Origin of the sequence: Citrobacter sp. wls613 (assembly GCF_005281195.1) — a bacterium.
In the GTDB taxonomy this organism is placed as follows: Bacteria; Pseudomonadota; Gammaproteobacteria; order Enterobacterales; family Enterobacteriaceae; genus Citrobacter; species Citrobacter gillenii.
This window is the reverse complement of record NZ_SZXN01000012.1, coordinates 101,702-122,477: the sequence shown is the minus strand read 5'-3', so window position 1 is coordinate 122,477 and position 20,776 is coordinate 101,702. Positions and strand designations below refer to the sequence as shown.

Below are 20,776 nucleotides of genomic sequence, written 5' to 3'. Positions count from 1 at the left end.
AAACACTATCAGTAAGTTGGAGTCATTACCCAAATCTTCATCCTCGTATTCATGAATCAAATTCGTCATGAGCTGTATAAAAAAACAGTACAACCAGATAAACCAGGCTATAATCATGCCGGGTTTTTTGATGGGTACGCAGCGTGGCGCAGGCAGGTTTTATTTTAACCCGGCACTGGCGGGATACCCCACAGGGGACAGAGGTTTCATTCTGGCTGGCAACGGACGACGGGCCATTGCTGGTCACGCTTGCGCCGCAGGAGTCAGTTGCCTTCATCCCAACCAGCCAGGTTTCCCGCGTTACTTCACTATTACGCGCAGAAAACGGCTTTCGGCTGGCTCCGCTTAACCTGAAAGATTTTCATCGCCAGCCCGTTTCGGGGCTGTACTGCCAATCCCATCGCCAGTTGATGCGTCTTGAGAAGCTGCTACGCGAAAATAGCGTCACAGTCTATGAGGCCGACGTGCGTCCGCCGGAACGTTATCTGATGGAGCGCTTTATCACCTCCCCCGTTTGGGTGGATGGCGATCGGTATAATGACACGCTGATCAACGCGCGGCTGAAGCCAAACCCGGACTATCGCCCACCCTTAAAATGGCTATCGCTGGATATCGAAACCACGCGGCACGGCGAGCTTTACTGCATTGGTCTCGAAGGCTGCGGACAGCGTATTGTCTATATGCTCGGCCCGGCCAACGGTGATGCCTCACAGCTTGATTTTGAACTTGAATATGTGGCGAGCCGTCCGCAGTTGCTGGAAAAGCTCAACGCGTGGATAGCCCACCACAATCCTGATGTCATCATCGGCTGGAACGTCGTGCAGTTCGATTTACGTGTCCTGCAAAATCATGCCGAGCGTTACCGAATTCCCCTGCGTTTTGGCCGTGACAACAGCGAACTGGAATGGCGCGAGCACGGTTTCAAAAACGGCGTTTTTTTCGCCCAGGCCAAAGGCCGCCTGATCATTGACGGCATTGAGGCCCTCAAATCCGCGTTCTGGAACTTTTCCTCGTTTTCGCTGGAAACGGTGTCGCAGGAGCTACTGGGTGAAGGGAAATCAATTGATAATCCCTGGGACCGCATGGACGAAATTGACCGCCGATTCGCTCAGGATAAGCCCGCGCTTGCCACTTATAATCTCAAAGACTGTGAACTGGTCACGCGCATCTTTCATAAAACCGAGATCATGCCGTTTCTGTTGGAGCGCTCAACGGTCAACGGTCTGCCGGTCGACAGGCACGGTGGCTCGGTTGCGGCATTTGGTCATCTCTATCTTCCGCGCATGCACCGTGCCGGTTACGTTGCGCCAAATCTCGGGGAAGTCCCCCCCCATGCCAGCCCCGGCGGCTATGTGATGGACTCGCGTCCTGGTTTGTACGACTCGGTGCTGGTTCTGGATTACAAAAGCCTGTACCCGTCTATCATCCGCACCTTTCTGATCGATCCGGTGGGACTTATCGAAGGTATGGCGCAGCCGGATCCTGAACACAGCACTGAAGGATTCCTTGGTGCCTGGTTTTCGCGCGAAAAACACTGCCTACCGGAAATAGTGACCCAGATCTGGCACGGGCGAGACGAGGCAAAACGCCAGGGAAATAAGCCGCTCTCGCAGGCGCTCAAAATCATTATGAACGCCTTTTACGGCGTGCTCGGCACCACGGCATGTCGATTTTTCGATCCCAGACTGGCCTCGTCGATCACCATGCGCGGGCATGCGATCATGCGCCAGACCAAAGCGCTGATTGAAGCGCAGGGTTATGACGTTATCTATGGCGATACCGACTCAACGTTTGTCTGGCTCAAAGGCGCACACGCGGAAGAGGATGCGGCAAGGATTGGTCGGGAGTTGGTCCATCATGTCAACACCTGGTGGGCGCAGTCGCTGCAACAACAAAACCTGACCAGCGCGCTCGAACTGGAGTTTGAAACCCATTTTCGCCGCTTTTTGATGCCGACCATTCGCGGCGCGGATACGGGCAGCAAGAAGCGCTACGCCGGACTCATTCAGGACGGGGACCAGCAGCGCATGGTCTTCAAAGGACTGGAAACCGTACGCACTGACTGGACACCGCTGGCACAACGGTTCCAGCAGGAACTCTATTTGCGGGTCTTTCGCCAGGAGCCGTATCAGGATTTTGTCAGGGAAACCATCGACCGCCTGATGGCCGGTGAACTGGACGATCAGCTGGTTTACCGTAAGCGCCTGCGCCGCCCGTTAAGCGAATACCAGCGTAATGTCCCACCCCACGTTCGCGCCGCGCGGCTTGCCGATGAACAGAACATCAAGCGAGGCCGTCCTCCGCAGTATCAAAACCGTGGCACCATAAAATATGTCTGGACGATAAACGGCCCGGAACCTGTGGATTATCAGCTTTCTGCGCTGGATTATGAGCATTATCTTACGCGCCAGATACAGCCGGTTGCCGAGGGAATTCTTCCCTTTGTTGATGATAACTTTGCTACACTACTCACAGGGCAACTGGGGTTATTTTGACGCGTGACGAAACCGTCGCCATCCAGTACCATAGCGCCCTTTCCATTCCTGGACCCATTTAACACCACTACCACTGATTCACTAGCCTGGTAGCGGGGTCGTATGCTCTGAAAACTCGGGTTACCCGATACATGACGAGTATTGCCTGCAATTAAAGATATAGAGCCGAACACATATGCCTTTTACACTTGGTCAACGCTGGATCAGCGATACAGAAAGCGAATTGGGACTTGGTACCGTTGTCGCCATGGATGCGCGAACCGTCACCTTACTTTTCTCATCGACGGGTGAAAACCGTCTGTATGCGCGCAGTGACTGCCCTGTGACCCGCGTGATGTTCAATCCTGGTGATACGATCACTAGCCATGAAGGCTGGCAATTGCATGTCGATGAAGTAAAAGAAGAAAACGGACTGCTTGCCTATATCGGAACCCGCCTTGATACCGAAGAAACCGGCGTCGTGCTGCGCGAAGTCCTGCTCGACAGCAAGCTGGTGTTCAGCAAACCTCAGGATCGTCTGTTTGCTGGCCAAATCGACCGTATGGACCGCTTTGCGCTGCGCTATCGTGCGCGTAAATTTCAGAGCGAACAGTATCGTATGCCGTGGAGTGGTCTGCGCGGTCAACGTACCAGCCTGATCCCCCACCAGCTTAATATTGCCCATGATGTCGGTCGTCGCCATGCCCCTCGCGTTTTGCTGGCAGATGAAGTGGGCCTGGGAAAAACCATTGAAGCCGGGATGATCCTGCATCAGCAACTGCTGTCCGGTGCCGCCGAACGCGTGCTGATCATCGTCCCTGAGACGTTACAGCACCAATGGCTGGTCGAAATGCTGCGCCGTTTCAACCTGCGCTTTGCGCTGTTTGATGATGAGCGCTATGCCGAAGCGCAGCACGATGCCTACAATCCGTTTGAAACCGAGCAGCTTGTCATCTGCTCTCTGGATTTTGCGCGTCGTAGCAAGCAGCGTCTGGAGCATTTGTGTGAAGCAGAATGGGATCTGTTGGTGGTCGATGAAGCTCATCACCTGGTGTGGAGCGAAGATGCGCCAAGCCGCGAGTATATGGCGATCGAACAACTGGCCGAGCGCGTACCGGGCATCTTGCTGCTGACCGCAACGCCGGAACAGCTGGGTATGGAAAGTCACTTTGCGCGTTTACGCCTGCTGGACCCAAGCCGTTTCCACGATTTCGAGCAGTTTGTTGAAGAGCAAAAAAATTACCGTCCGGTAGCCGATGCCGTCGCCATGCTGCTGGCAGGCAACAAACTGAGCAACAATGAGCTGAACATGCTCGGCGATCTGATTGGTGAGCAGGACATCGAGCCGCTGCTGCAAGCTGCTAACAGCGATCGTGAAGATGCCCAGAGCGCGCGCCAGGAACTGGTTTCCATGCTAATGGACCGCCATGGCACCAGCCGCGTACTGTTCCGTAACACCCGTAATGGGGTGAAAGGTTTCCCGAAACGCGAACTGCATACTATTAAGCTGCCGCTGCCGACCCAATACCAGACAGCCATTAAAGTCTCCGGCATTATGGGCGCACGTAAAAGCGCAGAAGAGCGCGCCCGCGACATGCTCTATCCGGAGCAGATTTATCAGGAGTTCGAAGGCGATACCGGTACCTGGTGGAACTTCGACCCACGCGTTGAATGGTTGATGGGCTACCTGACCAGTCATCGTTCGCAGAAAGTACTGGTTATCTGTGCGAAAGCGACCACCGCGTTGCAGCTGGAGCAGGTGCTGCGCGAGCGTGAAGGCATTCGCGCTGCCGTATTCCATGAAGGTATGTCGATCATCGAACGTGACCGTGCTGCCGCCTGGTTTAGCGAAGAGGACAGCGGTGCACAGGTGATGCTGTGCTCGGAGATCGGTTCTGAAGGCCGTAACTTCCAGTTCGCCAGCAACCTGGTGATGTTTGACCTGCCGTTTAACCCGGATCTGCTGGAACAACGTATTGGACGTCTGGACCGTATTGGTCAAGCGCACGATATTCAGATCCACGTCCCGTACCTGGAAAAAACCGCCCAGTCCGTGCTGGTGCGCTGGTACCACGAAGGTCTGGATGCGTTTGAGCACACCTGTCCGACCGGGCGTACGATTTATGATACGGTCTATAACAACCTGATTGGTTATCTGGCGGAGCCGGAAAACAACGAAGGATTTGATGATCTGATCAAAGCCTGCCGTGAACAGCATGACGCACTGAAAGCGCAGCTGGAACAAGGGCGCGACCGTCTACTCGAGATTCACTCCAACGGCGGCGAAAAAGCGCTGGCGCTGGCTGAGAGCATTGAGGAGCAGGATTACGACACCAGTCTGATCGCCTTCGCCATGAACCTGTTTGATATCGTCGGTATTAATCAGGACGATCGCGGGGACAACTTAATTGTGCTGACGCCGTCCGATCATATGCTGGTCCCGGATTTTCCGGGGTTGCCTGAAGACGGCTGCACCATTACCTTTGAGCGAGATATTGCACTGTCGCGTGAAGACGCCCAGTTTATCACCTGGGAGCATCCGCTGATCCGTAACGGTCTGGATCTTATCCTGTCTGGTGATACCGGCAGCAGCACCATATCTCTGTTGAAAAACAAAGCATTGCCGGTTGGTACCCTGCTGGTTGAACTGGTGTACGTGGTCGAAGCGCAGGCACCGAAGCAACTGCAGCTCAACCGCTTCCTGCCACCGACGCCGGTGCGCATGTTGCTGGATAAAAACGGTAACAACCTCGCCGCTCAGGTGGAGTTTGAAACCTTTAACCGCCAGCTCAGTGCCGTTAATCGCCATACCGGTAGCAAGCTGGTCAACGCCGTGCAGCAAGATGTCCATGCGATTCTGCAGTTGGGTGAAGCGCAGGTTGAGCAATCTGCCCGCGCGCTGATCGACGCCGCACGTAAAGAAGCGGATGAGAAGCTGTCTGCAGAACTGTCGCGTCTGGAAGCGCTGCGCGCCGTTAACCCGAACATCCGTGATGACGAACTTGCCGCGATTGAAAGCAACCGTCAGCAGGTGATGGAAAGCCTGGATCAGGCCGGCTGGCGTCTGGATGCCTTACGCCTGATCGTCGTGACGCATCAGTAACGGAGCCATACATGGGGATGGAAAACTACAATCCGCCGCAGGAACCCTGGCTGGTTATCCTGTATCAGGATGAACACATTATGGTGGTCAACAAGCCGAGCGGCTTGTTGTCCGTGCCGGGTCGCCTTGAAGAGCACAAAGACAGCGTGATGACGCGTATTCAACGCGACTATCCACTGGCAGAATCAGTGCATCGCCTGGACATGGCCACCAGCGGCGTGATTGTAGTGGCGCTGACCAAAGCGGCAGAGCGCGAGCTAAAGCGTCAATTTCGCGAGCGCGAACCGAAGAAGCAGTATGTCGCACGCGTGTGGGGGCATCCCTCACCCGCCGAGGGACTGGTGGATTTACCGCTGATTTGCGACTGGCCGAACCGACCAAAACAGAAAGTCTGTTATGAGACGGGCAAAGCCGCGCAGACTGAGTATGAAGTAGTGGAATTCGCGACGGATAATACCGCGCGGGTGGTGCTGAAACCCATTACCGGGCGTTCTCATCAGCTACGCGTGCATATGCTGGCGTTAGGGCATCCGATTCTGGGTGACCGCTTCTATGCCCCACCGGAAGCCCTGGCGTTAGCGCCACGCCTGCTGCTGCATGCCGAGATGCTCACCATTACTCATCCCGAGTACGGCAATAGTATGACCTTTAAAGTCCCGGCAGATTTTTAAATTTTGTGCTGCTCTGTGCCGGGGGCGCTACGCTTGCCCGGCCTACATTCTTCAACGTAGGCCGGATAAGGCGCTAGCTGCCATCCGGCAACTTATTCTGCCGCTTACTTGAAGCCTTTCTGTTCTTTAATTAACTCATAAGCCTTTTGAATTTCCTGCGCTTTCTGCTTGGCCATTTCCATCATCTCCGGCGGTAGTCCTTTCGCGACCAGCTTGTCGGGATGGTGCTCGCTCATCAGTTTACGATAAGCGCGCTTAATAGTAGTGGCATCGTCGGTCGCTTTAACACCCAGCACATTACACGCATCTTCCAGCGTCGGACCACGCTGTGCCTGCTGCCAGCCACCGCCAGACTGTTGCTGATATCCACCACCAAACTGCGCACCACCCTGCATCATGCGCAGATACTGATCAAATTGCGCGCGCGAGATCCCCAGCTCTTCAGCAATCACATACAGCACTTCACGTTCGTTAGGATGCAGCGACCCGTCCGCAAACGCCGCCTGGATCTGGATCTCCAGAAACATACGGATCAGGTCGAAGCGGCCAAAACAGACACTGCGAAACTGGCGCATTTTTTCACGTAATGGGTAATTGTCTGATTTTCCCACCCGGAAGGCATGCTGCGCAGCGGTTCGTGAGTCACCGTGTAAATTCATCCGGTCCATCAGCTGGCTGGCGATATGAATATCGGCTTCCGTGACACGTCCTTTTGATTTGGTCAGGTGTCCCATCACCTCAAAGGTGGTGGCAAAAAACAGCGCCTGACGTTCACGTTGATTGGCAAACCACGCCATTTTGCGCATGCGGGCTTTGTCGAACATATGACCCACAAGCAGGCCTAAAACCACGCCCCAGAAGCCGCCGCCCATCATTAAGGCCACGGCGACACCAATAATCTTTCCCCAATACTGCATAGACTCCCCAAATCTTTACGCTGCCAGCCGGGCTATGTACCACAATATAAGGTGCTTTTACCGTTTTACGGCAGCGGTCAATTGTGGGACATCGCCTATAATTTGCATTATCATACCTGTCATTCAATGCCGTGCCTAACACCACGGATGCCTAAATGGGCAGGATTAACACTAGCGCAGTGAAGATGAGATAAGTTAGGCTGTGACCGTTTGTCACGCGCGACGCTACTGATGATGGAACAATAAATACAACGTATGAAAAAACGTATTCCCACTCTTCTGGCCACCATGATTGCCAGTGCCCTTTATAGTCAACAGGGTCTGGCAGCCGATCTCGCCTCACAGTGCATGTTGGGCGTGCCAAGCTATAACCGTCCTCTGGTGCAGGGCGAGACCAATGAATTACCTGTTACCATCAATGCCGATCACGCGAAAGGGAATTACCCGGATGACGCCGTGTTTACTGGCAACGTGGATATCGCACAGGGTAACAGCCGCCTGCAGGCTGACGAAGTGCAGTTGCACCAGAAGCAGGCCGAGGGTCTGCCGGAGCCGGTCCGTACCGTCGATGCGCTGGGTAACGTCCATTATGATGACAATCAGGTCATTCTGAAGGGGCCGAAGGGTTGGTCGAATCTGAATACCAAAGATACCAACATCTGGGAAGGTGACTATCAGATGGTCGGTCGTCAGGGACGCGGTAAAGCCGACCTGATGAAACAGCGGGGTGAAAACCGCTACACCATTCTGGAAAACGGGAGCTTCACTTCCTGTCTACCGGGTTCGAATACCTGGAGCGTTGTCGGTAGCGAAGTGATCCACGATCGCGAAGAACAGGTCGCGGAAATCTGGAACGCCCGCTTTAAACTGGGTCCGGTTCCGGTCTTTTACAGCCCGTATATGCAGCTGCCCGTCGGCGACAAACGCCGCTCCGGTTTCTTAATCCCGAACGCAAAATACACTAGCAATAACTATTTTGAGTTCTACCTGCCGTATTACTGGAACATCGCGCCCAATATGGACGCCACCATTACACCGCATTACATGCACCGTCGTGGCGGCGTGATGTGGGAGAACGAATTCCGCTACCTCAGCCAGGCGGGTGCCGGTTTGATGGAATTCGACTATTTGAACTCCGATAAAGTCTACGAGGATGAAAACTCGAAGGATGACAACTCACGCCGCTGGTTGTTCTACTGGCAACACGCTGGCGTGATGGACCAGGTGTGGCGCTTCAATGTCGACTACACCAAGGTCAGCGACTCTAGTTATTTCAATGACTTTGATAACAAGTACGGTTCCAGTACCGACGGCTACGCCACGCAGAAATTCAGCGTCGGCTACGCGGTACAGAACTTTGATGCGACAGTTTCCACCAAACAGTTCCAGGTCTTTGGCGATCAGAACAAGAGTAGCTATTCCGCCGAGCCACAGCTAGACGTTAACTTCTATCAGAACGATGTTGGTCCGTTTGATACCCGCGTTTATGCACAGGCAGTGCATTTCGTCAACACGACCGACAACATGCCGGAAGCAACGCGTTTACACCTCGAACCGACCATCAATCTGCCGTTGTCCAATCAGTGGGGAAGTATCAACACTGAAGCCAAAATGCTGGCTACGCACTATCAGCAGAGTAATCTTGACGATTACCCTCAGTATGACGAGACCGTAAACCGTGTGATGCCGCAGTTTAAAGTCGACGGTAAGATGATCTTTGAACGCGATATGGCAATGCTGGCACCGGGTTATACCCAGACGCTGGAGCCGCGCGCGCAGTATTTATATGTGCCATACCGCGATCAAAGCAACATTAATAACTACGACTCTTCCCTGCTGCAAGCTGACTACAGCGGCCTGTTCCGTGACCGCACCTATGGCGGTTTGGACCGTATTGCCTCGGCCAACCAGGTAACGACCGGGGTCACATCTCGCGTATATGATGACGCCGCCGTTGAACGTTTTAACATTTCTGTGGGTCAAATCTACTATTTCACCGAGTCTCGCACCGGTGATGACAACATAGAATGGGAGAATGATGACAAAACCGGTTCACTGGTGTGGGCAGGCGATACCTACTGGCGTATCTCCGAACGCTGGGGTTTACGCAGCGGGATCCAGTACGATACCCGTCTGGACAGCATCGCGACCAGCAACAGCAGTATCGAATACCGTCGTGACGAAAACAGTTTGCTGCAGTTGAACTACCGTTACGCCAGCCCGGAATACATCCAGGCCACACTGCCGAATAACAGTGCTGATAAAAATAAATGGAATCAGGCACAGTATGAAAACGGGATTTCTCAAGTGGGCGCCGTGGCCAGCTTGCCGATTGCTGACCGCTGGTCAATTGTCGGGGCTTATTACTTCGATACGAACGTCAATAAACCTGCTGACCAGATGCTGGGCGTGCAGTACAACTCCTGCTGTTATGCCATTCGCTTTGGCTACGAGCGTAAGCTGAACGGTTGGGATGATACGCAAAAACACGCGATTTATGACAACACGATCGGCTTTAACATCGAACTCCGCGGTCTGAGCTCTAACTATGGTCTCGGCACCAACCAAATGTTGCGTTCGAACATTTTGCCGTATCAAAGCGCTTTATGATCTGATTGATTTAAAACGTAATCCGCATTGCGGTTAATTAATAATGGAAAAAGTATGAAGAACTGGAAAACGCTGCTTCTCGGTATCGCCATGGTCGCGAATACCAGTTTCGCTGCCCCACAGGTAGTCGATAAAGTCGCAGCCGTCGTCAATAACGGCGTCGTTCTGGAAAGCGACGTTGATGGCTTAATGCAGTCAGTAAAACTTAATGCGGGTCAGGCGGGTCAGCAATTACCCGACGACGCAACGCTGCGCCATCAGATCCTCGAACGTTTGATCATGGATCAAATCGTTCTGCAGATGGGTCAGAAGATGGGGGTGAAAATCACTGATGAGCAGTTGGATCAGGCCATCGCCAACATCGCTAAGCAGAACAATATGACACTGGACCAGATGCGCAGTCGTCTGGCCCACGATGGTCTGAGCTATTCGACCTATCGTAACCAGATCCGTAAAGAGATGACCATCTCTGAAGTGCGTAACAATGAAGTTCGCCGTCGCGTCACCATTCTGCCGCAGGAAGTGGATGCTCTGGCTCAGCAGGTTGGCAATCAAAATGATGCCAGCACTGAGCTGAACCTGAGCCACATTCTGATTCCGTTACCGGAAAACCCATCCTCCGACCAGGTTAATGAAGCAGAAAGCCAGGCGCGTGCTGTCGTCGAAGAAGCACGTAACGGTAGCGATTTCGGTAAACTGGCGATTACCTATTCCGCAGACCAGCAGGCGCTGAAAGGCGGCCAGATGGGATGGGGACGTATTCAGGAACTGCCAGGCATCTTTGCGCAGGCACTAAGCACTGCGAAAAAAGGCGATATCATCGGCCCGATTCGTTCAGGTGTCGGCTTCCACATTCTGAAAGTCAACGATATGCGTGGCCAGAGCCAGAGCATCTCCGTAACGGAAGTTCATGCCCGCCATATCCTGCTGAAACCGTCTCCGATCATGACCGATCAGCAGGCGCGTCTGAAACTGGAGCAAATCGCGGCTGATATTAAGAGCGGTAAAACGACCTTTGCCGCCGCGGCTAAAGAGTTCTCTCAGGATCCTGGTTCTGCAAACCAGGGCGGCGATCTGGGTTGGGCGGCAGCGGATATTTTCGATCCAGCCTTCCGCGATGCGCTGACCCGACTGAACAAAGGTCAGATGAGCGCTCCGGTGCACTCCTCTTTTGGCTGGCACCTGATCGAACTGCTGGACACGCGTAACGTTGATAAAACTGACGCCGCGCAGAAAGACAGAGCCTACCGCATGCTGATGAACCGTAAGTTCTCTGAAGAAGCCGCGACCTGGATGCAAGAACAGCGTGCCAGCGCGTACGTTAAAATTCTGAGCAACTAATGGTCCGTACTCAACGCGTTGTCATCACTCCCGGCGAACCCGCCGGGATTGGTCCGGACCTGGTGGTCCAGCTTGCGCAGCGTGAGTGGCCGGTTGAACTCGTCGTCTGCGCCGATGCCGCGTTACTTTCGAACCGAGCAGCTATGCTCGGTTTACCGCTTTCGCTCCTCCCCTACTCTCCTGATATCCCAGCCAAACCACAAGCAGCGGGCACATTGACGCTGTTACCGATTGCGCTGCGGGCCCCTGTCATTGCGGGGCAACTGGCGGTAGAGAATGGACCGTATGTGGTTGATACGCTGGCTCGCGCATGCGACGGTTGCTTACAGGGTGAATTCGCCGCGCTGATTACTGGCCCGGTTCACAAGGGCGTGATCAACGATGCCGGCGTGCCGTTTACCGGACACACTGAGTACTTTGAAGAACGCTCGCAGGCGAAAAAAGTCGTGATGATGCTGGCGACCGAGGAGCTGCGCGTTGCCCTGGCAACCACGCACCTGCCGCTCAGAGACGTTGCCGATGCCATTACGCCCACACTACTGCGGGAAGTGATCGGCATTCTGCACCATGATTTACGCACCAAGTTTGGCCTGAACGATCCGCAGATTCTGGTCTGCGGCCTGAACCCACATGCGGGGGAAGGCGGTCATATGGGGACGGAAGAGATCGATACGCTCATTCCAGTACTGAATGAAATGCGTGCTCAGGGAATGAAATTACGCGGTCCACTGCCCGCAGATACTCTGTTTCAACCTAAATATCTCGATAGCGCGGATGCCGTGCTGGCAATGTACCACGATCAGGGTCTCCCCGTGCTAAAATACCAGGGATTTGGTCGCGGTGTGAATATCACACTGGGCCTGCCCTTTATTCGCACATCCGTTGATCACGGTACCGCACTCGAACTTGCGGGTCGTGGGCAAGCAGATGTCGGCAGTTTTATTACGGCGCTTAACCTCGCCATCAAAATGATTGTTAATACTAATGAATAATCGAGTCCATCAGGGCCATTTAGCCCGTAAACGTTTCGGGCAAAACTTCCTCAACGATCAGTTTGTGATCGAAAGTATTGTCTCTGCTATCAACCCGCAAAAGGGTCAGGCCATGGTCGAAATCGGTCCGGGCCTTGCGGCATTAACCGAGCCGGTAGGTGAACGTCTGGACAAGCTCACGGTCATTGAACTGGACCGCGATCTGGCCGCACGCCTGCAAACGCACCCGTTTTTAGGGCCGAAGCTGACTATCTATCAGCAAGATGCCATGACCATGGACTTTGGCGAGTTGTCGCAAACCCTGGGTCAGCCGCTGCGCGTATTTGGTAACCTGCCATACAACATCTCCACGCCGCTGATGTTCCATCTTTTTACCTATACTGATGCCATTGCCGACATGCATTTCATGTTGCAAAAAGAAGTGGTCAACCGTCTGGTTGCAGGGCCAAACAGTAAAGCGTATGGTCGACTAACCGTTATGGCACAATATTACTGCCAGGTGATCCCGGTACTTGAAGTACCGCCATCCGCGTTCACGCCTGCGCCTAAAGTTGATTCCGCCGTTGTACGCCTGGTCCCTCACGCGACGATGCCGTACCCGGTCAAAGACGTTCGCGTCCTGAGCCGCATTACGACCGAAGCGTTTAACCAGCGCCGTAAAACGGTACGTAACAGCCTCGGTAATCTGTTCAGCGTTGAAGTGCTGACGGAACTGGGTGTTGATCCGGCGCTGCGAGCGGAAAATATCTCTGTCGCCCAATACTGCCGGATGGCTAACTATCTGTCAGAAAAAGCGTCATCGAAGGAGAGTTAAGCATGATCAATTCGCCCCGAGTGTGTATTCAGGTACAAAGCGTCTATATTGAGGCGCAATCCTCACCTGATGATGAACGTTACGTTTTTGCCTATACCGTAACCATCCGCAATTTGGGGCGAGCGCCGGTGCAACTGTTGGGACGTTACTGGTTGATTACCAATGGTCATGGCCGTGAAACCGAAGTTCAGGGTGAAGGTGTGGTTGGCGTTCAGCCCCACATTGATCCCGGTGAAGAGTACCAATATACCAGCGGCGCGGTGATTGAAACCCCGCTGGGCACCATGCAGGGTCATTACGAAATGATCGATGAGAAAGGCGTTGCCTTTACCATCGATATTCCCGTATTCAGGCTCGCCGTTCCAACGCTCATCCACTAAAACAATAGCTATGGCAACATACCTCATTGGCGACGTTCACGGTTGTTACGACGAACTGATCGCATTGCTGCATCAAGTCAATTTTGCCCCTGGGAAAGATACCTTATGGCTCACAGGCGACCTGGTCGCGCGTGGCCCCGGCTCGCTTGACGTACTGCGTTATGTCAAATCGCTTGGCGACAGCGTAAGGTTAGTCTTAGGTAATCACGATTTGCACCTGCTGGCCGTATTTGCAGGCATCAGCCGGAATAAACCCAAAGACCGGCTCACGCCGCTACTCGATGCCCCGGATGCGGATTCTCTGCTGAACTGGCTACGTCGCCAACCGCTGTTACAGGTTGATGAAGAGAAGAAGCTGGTGATGGCGCATGCCGGGATTACACCACAGTGGGATCTCCAAACCGCGAAAGACTGCGCCCGCGATGTCGAAGCCGTGCTGTCGAGCGACTCGTACCCGTTCTTTCTTGATGCCATGTATGGCGACATGCCAAATAACTGGACGCCGGAACTGACCGGATTGGCACGCCTACGTTTTATTACTAACGCCTTTACCCGCATGCGTTACTGTTTCCCGAATGGCCAGCTGGATATGTACAGCAAAGAGTCGCCGGAAGACGCGCCCGCTCCACTGAAACCGTGGTTTGCCATCCCAGGACCGGTCAGTGACGCCTATAGCATTGCCTTTGGGCACTGGGCCTCGCTGGAGGGTAAAGGGACGCCGGAAGGGGTTTACGCGCTGGATACAGGCTGCTGTTGGGGCGGGGATCTCACCTGTTTGCGCTGGGAAGACAAACAGTACTTTACTCAGCCGTCAAATCGTCATCTGAAGCTGGATCCCGGCGAGGCGGTAAGCGCCTGAAATGTTTATGCCTGATGGCGCTACGCTTATCATGCCTACTCCAGTGCCGGATGTAGGCCTGATAAGGCGTTTCGCCGCCATCCGGCAATTACACGATTAACGACGTTCCAGAACTTCGAAGCAATAGCTGTGTGAGTTTTGCGCGTCGGCATCGTGGAATTCGCTAAAGACCGATTCCCAGTCATCCGGCTCGTAGTCCGGAAAATGCGTATCCCCTTCGACTTCTGCATCGATATGCGTCAGATACAGCTTCTGTGCTTTAGGCAGGAACTGCTCATACACGCGCCCACCGCCAATCACCATAATCTCGGGTTCATCGCCACAGGCAGCAATCGCCTCATCAATAGACTTCACCCACTGCACGCGATCGTCGGTGCCCGGCTTGCTGCTGATGACGATATTTTTACGCCCTGGCAACGGTCGGCCGATGGATTCCCAGGTATGGCGCCCCATAATAACCGGCTTATTTAAGGTGTTACGTTTAAACCAGGCGAGATCGGCAGGGAGGTTCCACGGCATGGCGTTTTCCATACCGATGACGCGATCTACCGCTAACGCCGCAATCAGACTGATCATTGAATAATTCCCGGATACAAAAAAATTGTCGCCACTATACGGAAAGCGCATTCTTTCGTCGACTAGCCAAAGGAAGATGTGCAGGAAAATTTTCTGTTCTGCTGGCGAGTCCGTGACTTCTTAGTGGGCTGCCAGCATTACAGTAGTTCAAAAACAGTCAATTAGCAGTAAAGTTTGCAGAACATCACATTTTTTACCCTATGTTGACGGTTTCACTTCCGGCTCATCTGCGACGTCTCCCGTATGTTTACCTTCATCCGTGCCTTGCCAGCCATGGCGTTGAATCAGAGACAAATGCTGACGATCCTCGGTAATAATTTCACTCAACATGGCGCTGGTGCGCTTATATACCGCCGCGCGTGAAATCGCGTCGTTTTCACCTTTCACCATATCCTCAACCATCAGCGTATTGAAACGACGGAATAAATCGGCCCGCTCACGTGCTTCATAGCGCCCAAGCCCCAGCCCCTCCAGCGCCAGGCGCCCGGTTTTCAACGCGCCTTCAAAGGTTTCACGCTCAGGCATCTCAACCCCCGCCTGACGCAAGCGAATGTAATGATCAACATCGCGCGCCCGGGCAATAATTTGCAAGTGCGGGAAATGTGCTTTCACCATTTCGGTCAGTTGCAGACTGGTTTGCGGATCGTCAATGGCATTAATGATCACCTCCGCTTTTGCGGCCCCCGCAGACTCCAGTAGATCCATCCGTGTTGCATCGCCATAAAAAACCTTCATTCCAAATTTGCGCAGCGTTTCGATATGGTCCGGGTCATGATCAAGTACCACCATCTTCACCCCGCTCGAAAGCAGCAAGCGACCGGTTATCTGGCCGAATCGACCAAACCCGGCGATAATCACCCGGGGTTGCGCCTCATCGATTTCATCCGCCTCACGCGCTTCACCGGTGGACGATTTTTCCAGCCGCGTCAGGACAACCAGCAAAATGGGCGTGGCCGCCATCGACAGCGCCACTGCAAGCGTCAGCGCTTTTGCCCATTCAGGATCAAGCACATTGGCCATTTGCGCCGCACCAAACACCACGAAGGCAAACTCACTCCCTTGTCCTAATAATACGGCAAACCAGCGACGTTGCTTGTTCGGCACCTGCAACGGCTTAGCAATCACCCACAGCATGATGATTTTGATTGCCAGGAACCCCGCCAGCAGAATAATAATACGTAGCGGATTATCAATTAGCGTGCCGAAGTCGATAGACATCCCGACGCCGATGAAAAACAGCCCCAGCAACAACCCTTTAAACGGTTCGATATCACTTTCCAGCGCATGACGATACTCCGAGCTTGCCAGCAAAACGCCCGCCAGGAATGCGCCCATCGCCATCGACAGGCCCACCTCTTCCAGCAATAAACCGAATCCAAAAACCAGGAACAGGGCGACGGCGCTGAACACCTCCCGCAGTCCGGAGCGCGCGACAAAACGCAGGGCCGGTCGTGTGACATAACGACCCAGTACCACCACCAACGCCAGTGCACCGGCCACTTTCAGCGCCGACAGCGCAAACGCTCCGAGCGTGGTTGACGCCCCGCTCGCCGCCAGCAGCGGGATCATGGCAACCAGCGGAATGGCGGCAATATCCTGGAACAACAGTACGGCAAACGCACTGCGGCCCATTTGCGACACCATCAGGTTGCGTTCATTCATCGCCTGCATGGCGATAGCCGTCGAGGAGAGAGCCAGCGTCATGCCAATCAGTACAGCCACCTGCCAGCGCAGGCCGAGGAACATACAGAACAAACCAATTAATCCGCCGCAGACCACCATTTGCAGCGCACCGCCGCCAAACACCGAGGCCCGCAGCTTCCACAAACGTTGTGGGTCGAGTTCCAGACCGATGACAAACAGCATCAGCACCACACCGATTTCCGCAAAGTGCAGGATTGATTCGGCGTCCGTCACCAGCCTTAAGCCCCACGGGCCGATGATGCACCCTGCAATGAGATACCCCAGTACCGACCCTAACCCCAGCCGGACCGCAATCGGCACAATCAACGCCGCTGAACCAAGATATATCAGCGCCTGTATCAGCGTGTGGCTATCCATGATGTGCCTCCTGCCACTCCATTAAGCGCTGCTTGTAATGCCGCGCCTGCGCCTGCAGCGTTTCGTCATCACAGATGAACGTACAGTGCATCGCAAACGGCGGTAACCACTTCAGGCCGCAATATAACGCCGTGGCCTGCAACGGTTGAGAAAGCACGTCAAAACCTGGGTGTGAGCCGATATCAAAATGATTTTCACCGCCGCCGGTGGTGACCGCCCACAACAAATGTTTACCGCGCAGCGCAGTGCCACCATGACCATACGCCCAGCCGTGGGCGAGGACTTTGTCCATCCACAGTTTGAGGAGAGGCGGTGTGCTGTACCACTGCATGGGATGCTGCCAGACGATGAGGCTCGCGCGTGAAAGCGCGTCCTGCTCCGCGGCGATGTCGATATTGAAGTCGGGATAAAGCTGGTAGAGCGAACGAACCTCTACGCCCTCCAGCGTCCTTGCCTGCTCAAGCATCCGCTTATTCGCATGCGAGTGCTGCGGATAGGGATGTGCATAAATGATGAGAATCATGATTAGCCTGCTATCACTGCATTATTGTAATACCAGTGAGTTTAGTCAGTTAATCAGCAGGCTAAAAGTCAATATTATTGAGTAGCTGAATGGAGAAAACTGAATTAGTTGTCGAGTTCGCTCATATCTTTCACTTGATCGCGGTTAATTTGTTCCGTTTTACCGGTTTCCGCATTTTCATACGACACCAGGCCTGTATCATCATCCACCTGCGGCTTGCCGTTGGTGACAATGGTTTTACCGTCGGTTGTTTTAACCGCCTGGTTGGAGGAACAACCGACGACGGTGAACAGCGCTGCTGCGGTAAAAATGGAGGTGATCAGAATATGTTTTTGCATGGTGTTCTCCCTGCTTTTCAGTCATTTTCAGTGATATACCGTTTAAGTTTAGGCTAACTAACTGAGTAACAGGGAAAATACAGAACACTCCTAATGGCTGACTCTCGACGCTGGCTTACTGCGGATCGTCATTTGGCTGGTCTGAGCCAGCGTCAGCCCCCGCGTTTCTGGCGCAAAGGCAATGGAAACCAGCAGGCCAATCAGCGAAATCCCGGCCCCCATCAGCATCACATGGCTGATCCCGTATTTGGTGATGAATACTGGCAGCGCCCAAGTAGACACAATGGTTCCTACCCGGCTTAGCGACATGATCACCCCGACGGCGGACGCGCGAATATCGGTGGGGAACAGCTCGTTGGGGTACAACCACTGAAGGTTCCCCGGTCCTCCCGAGAAAAACGCATATACGGCAAACGCCAGCACCACCAGCCAGACACCCATATCAGGAATCAGCCCTAACACGGCCAGCGCCAGCGTCATCATAATAAAGCTGCCGATTAACAGCGGCCTACGACCAGCACTATTGAGCCAGAACATCGGTGGAATACAGCCCAGCATAAAGCACAGGCTAATCACCACGTTGCCCAGTGCGGCGCTTTTCCCAACGCCGAGGCCGAGCAATCCGACAATCTGTGGACCAAAGGTATAAATAGCGAACATCGGGATCACCTGGCAGGTCCAGATGGCGGCGACGAATAAGACAAACGGGAAATGGCGGCGATTAAACAACTGAAGAAAGCGTGTTTCCTGCGGTGCTTCTTCGTCGAACACCACCGGCTCGCCGAACAGCTTGATCATCATCGCGTCACACTCTTTTACCCGCCCTTTACGCAGTAGCCATCGCGGTGACTCGGGAAGATCGAAACGACCAATGAGGATCAATATACAGGGGATCACCGCACTCCCCAACATCCAGCGCCATCCCCCCTCGACATCATACAGCCAGTAGCCGACCAGATCGGCGCAGGTCGCACCGACATACCACATGGCAGCGATAAAACCGATGGAAAAGGCGCGCTGTCGGGTATTGGAGAACTCGGTGATCATGGAAGTGGCTATCGGATAATCTGCACCGATGACCACCCCGATCAACACCCGCATCACCAGCAGCTCTACGGGAGAAGAAACAAACATCGTCGCCGCCGATATCACGCCAATGGCGATGATATCGATGATGAACATTTTGCGCCGCCCGACTTTATCGGAGATGTAGCCAAACAGCGACGTGCCGACAAACAGCCCGGCCAGCGTCCCGGCACCTAACAGACCAATCCACTCCGCATCCAGCTTCAATGCCGGTGTGAGCTGCTCCAGTGCAACGCCAATCATCACCAGCACATAGCCATCCAGAAACGGTCCACCGCTTCCCCACAGCATTATTCGCCGGTGAATGGAGGTGAATTTGATGTCATCAAAGTTCCTGGGCTGCTGCATGGTGATGTCCTGTTTTATTTAACTTAATGCCTGATGGCGCTGCGCTTATCAGGCCTACGTACTGTGCCTGTAGGCCGGATAAGGCGAAGCCGCCATCCGGCACCAGGTTTAGCCGTAGCGGAACTCCACACCAAAGGTGCCGCGTGGGTATTCCCATTTCTCCAGCGCCGTATCGAGTCCGAGAATTCGACAAGTGCCGCATTCCAGGCAACCGGCGTAATCAAAGCGCACGCTGCCGTCATCCTGTTTTTTGTACAAGCCGGCCGGGCAGGCTTTGATCAGCACCTCCAGCACCTGTTTATCGGGCTGAGTTTTCAGAATGATATGCGGGCTTTCTTCATCGACATTGAATTTATTGACGCCCAGTTTGACGTCTACATTGACGGGAGAAGTCATAATACGGTCACTCCTTTAAGGCCATCCTTCATCAGGTTGATGAAGCCCACTTTCTTCGTATGACGCAGCAATGTTTTACGCATCGGGACCGGTGCTGAACCATCCACGGTAAACAGGTCGCGGGCGATATTCACTACCATTTCTGGATAGGCGGTAAACATGCGGGGATTATCGAGGAACGCAGGCAGCTTCTGATACATGCGCATATCGCGCATCGGGCCGTCGTCCAAATGCTGGTGATATTCGGCAAGCGCTTGCTTGCTAAAGTCGTCACGCTTCATGGCTGAAAGTACCGTTTTAGCGGCCGCTTCGCCTGCCGAGATAGCCAAATCCATACCGCGAATGGTGAAGCCAAGGTTCATACACATTCCGGCAGCATCACCAGCAATCAGTACACCGTCGCCCACCAGTTCCGGCTGCATATTCATCCCGGCTTCCGGCACTACGTGAGCGGCATATTCCACCAGCTTGCCACCAGCAATCAGTGGGGCAACGGCCGGGTGCTGTTTGAAATCTTCCAGCATTTGCGGGACCGATTTTTTCGCGTCCTTCAGGTGATGAAGGCCGCATACCAGCCCTAAAGAAACAGTGGTTTCATTAGTATAGAGGAAGCCACCGCCCATCAGGCCGTCAGTTGGCGACCCAGCAAACAGACAGGCTGCGCCTTCGTTACCCTGCAGATGAAAGCGGTCTTCAATCACCGATTTCGGCAATTCAATAAGCTCCTTCACACCAACGGCCACATGTGCCGCGTCAACGCGCTTGGCCATACCCAACTTTTCTGCCAGAAGAGAATTCACGCCGTCAGCGAGGATCACCACTTTTGCTTCAAGAATATCGCCATCGGCCTCCACACCCACGACCTTGCCATCACGCTGGACGACATTATCCACGCGGATACCGGTAATCAGCTGGGCGCCCGCCTCTTCAGCCTGCTCCATCAGCCAGGCGTCAAATTTACTGCGCAATACGGAATAAGAAACCTGCGACGCCGCCGCCTCTTCTCCGTTGCAATAATCCATCGTCATCGCCCCTTTTTCAGTCATAAAGGCGAGTTTTTCGTGGGTGATCATGCGTTCAATGGGAGCATGCTCAGCAAAGCCAGGGATGATACGCTCCAGGCTGTGCGCATACATGCGCCCACCGGTGACATTCTTCGCGCCAGCAGAATTGCCGCGCTCGATAACCAGCACCTGTGCACCTTCACGAGCGAGCACCAGCGCCGCAACCGAGCCAGCCAGCCCTGCACCCACGATGATGGCATCAAAGATATCTTCGGACATATAC

General features: G+C 54.0%; 17 protein-coding genes. 9 read left to right on the top strand and 8 right to left on the bottom strand.

Going from position 1 to position 20,776, the window contains the following annotated elements:
* The first annotated feature begins 143 nt into the window (after positions 1-143).
* The 3 genes from polB (at position 144) to rluA (ending at position 6,248) form a co-directional block, all read left to right on the top strand.
* A complete protein-coding gene (gene polB, locus FDX01_RS02770; RefSeq protein WP_137399183.1) occupies positions 144-2,495 on the top strand; it encodes a DNA polymerase II in 2,352 nt (783 codons plus the stop codon).
* A 175-nt stretch (positions 2,496-2,670) separates the two neighbouring features.
* A complete protein-coding gene (gene rapA, locus FDX01_RS02765) occupies positions 2,671-5,577 on the top strand; it encodes an RNA polymerase-associated protein RapA (protein WP_137399182.1) in 2,907 nt (968 codons plus the stop codon).
* An 11-nt stretch (positions 5,578-5,588) separates the two neighbouring features.
* Positions 5,589-6,248, top strand: a complete 660-nt coding sequence (rluA, locus tag FDX01_RS02760; RefSeq protein WP_135912603.1) for a bifunctional tRNA pseudouridine(32) synthase/23S rRNA pseudouridine(746) synthase RluA — start codon at positions 5,589-5,591, stop codon at positions 6,246-6,248.
* A 104-nt stretch (positions 6,249-6,352) separates the two neighbouring features.
* Here the strand turns inward: rluA and djlA are convergent, their stop codons facing one another.
* A complete protein-coding gene (djlA, locus tag FDX01_RS02755; RefSeq protein ID WP_096758333.1) occupies positions 6,353-7,165 on the bottom strand; it encodes a co-chaperone DjlA in 813 nt (270 codons plus the stop codon).
* 255 nt (positions 7,166-7,420) lie between these two features.
* Between djlA and lptD the strand changes: the two genes are divergently transcribed.
* From lptD to apaH, 6 genes are read left to right on the top strand one after another with little or no spacing between them, the layout of a single operon-like run.
* Positions 7,421-9,775, top strand: coding sequence for an LPS assembly protein LptD (gene lptD / locus FDX01_RS02750; RefSeq protein WP_117342329.1), 2,355 nt, complete (start codon positions 7,421-7,423; stop codon positions 9,773-9,775).
* A gap of 54 nt (positions 9,776-9,829) precedes the next feature.
* Positions 9,830-11,116, top strand: a complete 1,287-nt coding sequence (gene surA / locus FDX01_RS02745) for a peptidylprolyl isomerase SurA (protein ID WP_096758335.1) — start codon at positions 9,830-9,832, stop codon at positions 11,114-11,116.
* A complete protein-coding gene (pdxA, locus tag FDX01_RS02740; protein ID WP_137399181.1) occupies positions 11,116-12,108 on the top strand; it encodes a 4-hydroxythreonine-4-phosphate dehydrogenase PdxA in 993 nt (330 codons plus the stop codon). The genes surA and pdxA overlap by 1 nt, the downstream gene beginning before the upstream one ends.
* On the top strand, positions 12,101-12,922 hold the full coding sequence (gene rsmA, locus FDX01_RS02735; RefSeq protein ID WP_096758337.1) for a 16S rRNA (adenine(1518)-N(6)/adenine(1519)-N(6))-dimethyltransferase RsmA: 822 nt from the start codon (positions 12,101-12,103) through the stop codon (positions 12,920-12,922). Before pdxA ends, rsmA begins: the two co-directional genes overlap by 8 nt.
* Positions 12,923-12,924: 2 nt before the next feature.
* Entirely contained in the window at positions 12,925-13,302 is a 378-nt protein-coding gene (gene apaG, locus FDX01_RS02730) for a Co2+/Mg2+ efflux protein ApaG (protein ID WP_096758338.1), read from the top strand.
* A gap of 10 nt (positions 13,303-13,312) precedes the next feature.
* Complete coding sequence (gene apaH / locus FDX01_RS02725; RefSeq protein WP_137399180.1) at positions 13,313-14,161, top strand: bis(5'-nucleosyl)-tetraphosphatase (symmetrical) ApaH; 849 nt, start codon at positions 13,313-13,315, stop codon at positions 14,159-14,161.
* 96 nt (positions 14,162-14,257) lie between these two features.
* Here apaH and folA read toward each other — a convergent pair whose 3' ends face one another.
* The 7 genes from folA to FDX01_RS02690 all read right to left on the bottom strand — a co-directional run bounded on the left by folA (position 14,258) and on the right by FDX01_RS02690 (position 20,772).
* A complete protein-coding gene (folA, locus tag FDX01_RS02720) occupies positions 14,258-14,737 on the bottom strand; it encodes a type 3 dihydrofolate reductase (protein WP_096758340.1) in 480 nt (159 codons plus the stop codon).
* Positions 14,738-14,935: 198 nt separating this feature from the next.
* The gene (gene kefC, locus FDX01_RS02715) at positions 14,936-16,798 is read right to left on the bottom strand and encodes a glutathione-regulated potassium-efflux system protein KefC (protein WP_137399179.1); all 1,863 of its coding nucleotides are present in this window, start codon (positions 16,796-16,798) and stop codon (positions 14,936-14,938) included.
* Positions 16,791-17,321, bottom strand: a complete 531-nt coding sequence (kefF, locus tag FDX01_RS02710; protein WP_115259486.1) for a glutathione-regulated potassium-efflux system oxidoreductase KefF — start codon at positions 17,319-17,321, stop codon at positions 16,791-16,793. Before kefF ends, kefC begins: the two co-directional genes overlap by 8 nt.
* A gap of 104 nt (positions 17,322-17,425) precedes the next feature.
* On the bottom strand, positions 17,426-17,659 hold the full coding sequence (locus FDX01_RS02705; protein ID WP_096758343.1) for a YgdI/YgdR family lipoprotein: 234 nt from the start codon (positions 17,657-17,659) through the stop codon (positions 17,426-17,428).
* Between the two features lie 90 nt (positions 17,660-17,749).
* Positions 17,750-19,093 carry an MFS transporter gene (locus FDX01_RS02700; RefSeq protein WP_117342332.1) on the bottom strand — a complete coding sequence of 448 codons (1,344 nt, stop codon included), beginning with the start codon at positions 19,091-19,093 and terminating at the stop codon, positions 17,750-17,752.
* A 108-nt stretch (positions 19,094-19,201) separates the two neighbouring features.
* Positions 19,202-19,489 (bottom strand): ferredoxin-like protein FixX, encoded by a 288-nt coding sequence (gene fixX / locus FDX01_RS02695; protein WP_096758345.1) that lies wholly within the window; start codon positions 19,487-19,489, stop codon positions 19,202-19,204.
* A complete protein-coding gene (locus FDX01_RS02690) occupies positions 19,486-20,772 on the bottom strand; it encodes an FAD-dependent oxidoreductase (RefSeq protein ID WP_137399178.1) in 1,287 nt (428 codons plus the stop codon). Before FDX01_RS02690 ends, fixX begins: the two co-directional genes overlap by 4 nt.
* Positions 20,773-20,776 lie beyond the last annotated feature (4 nt).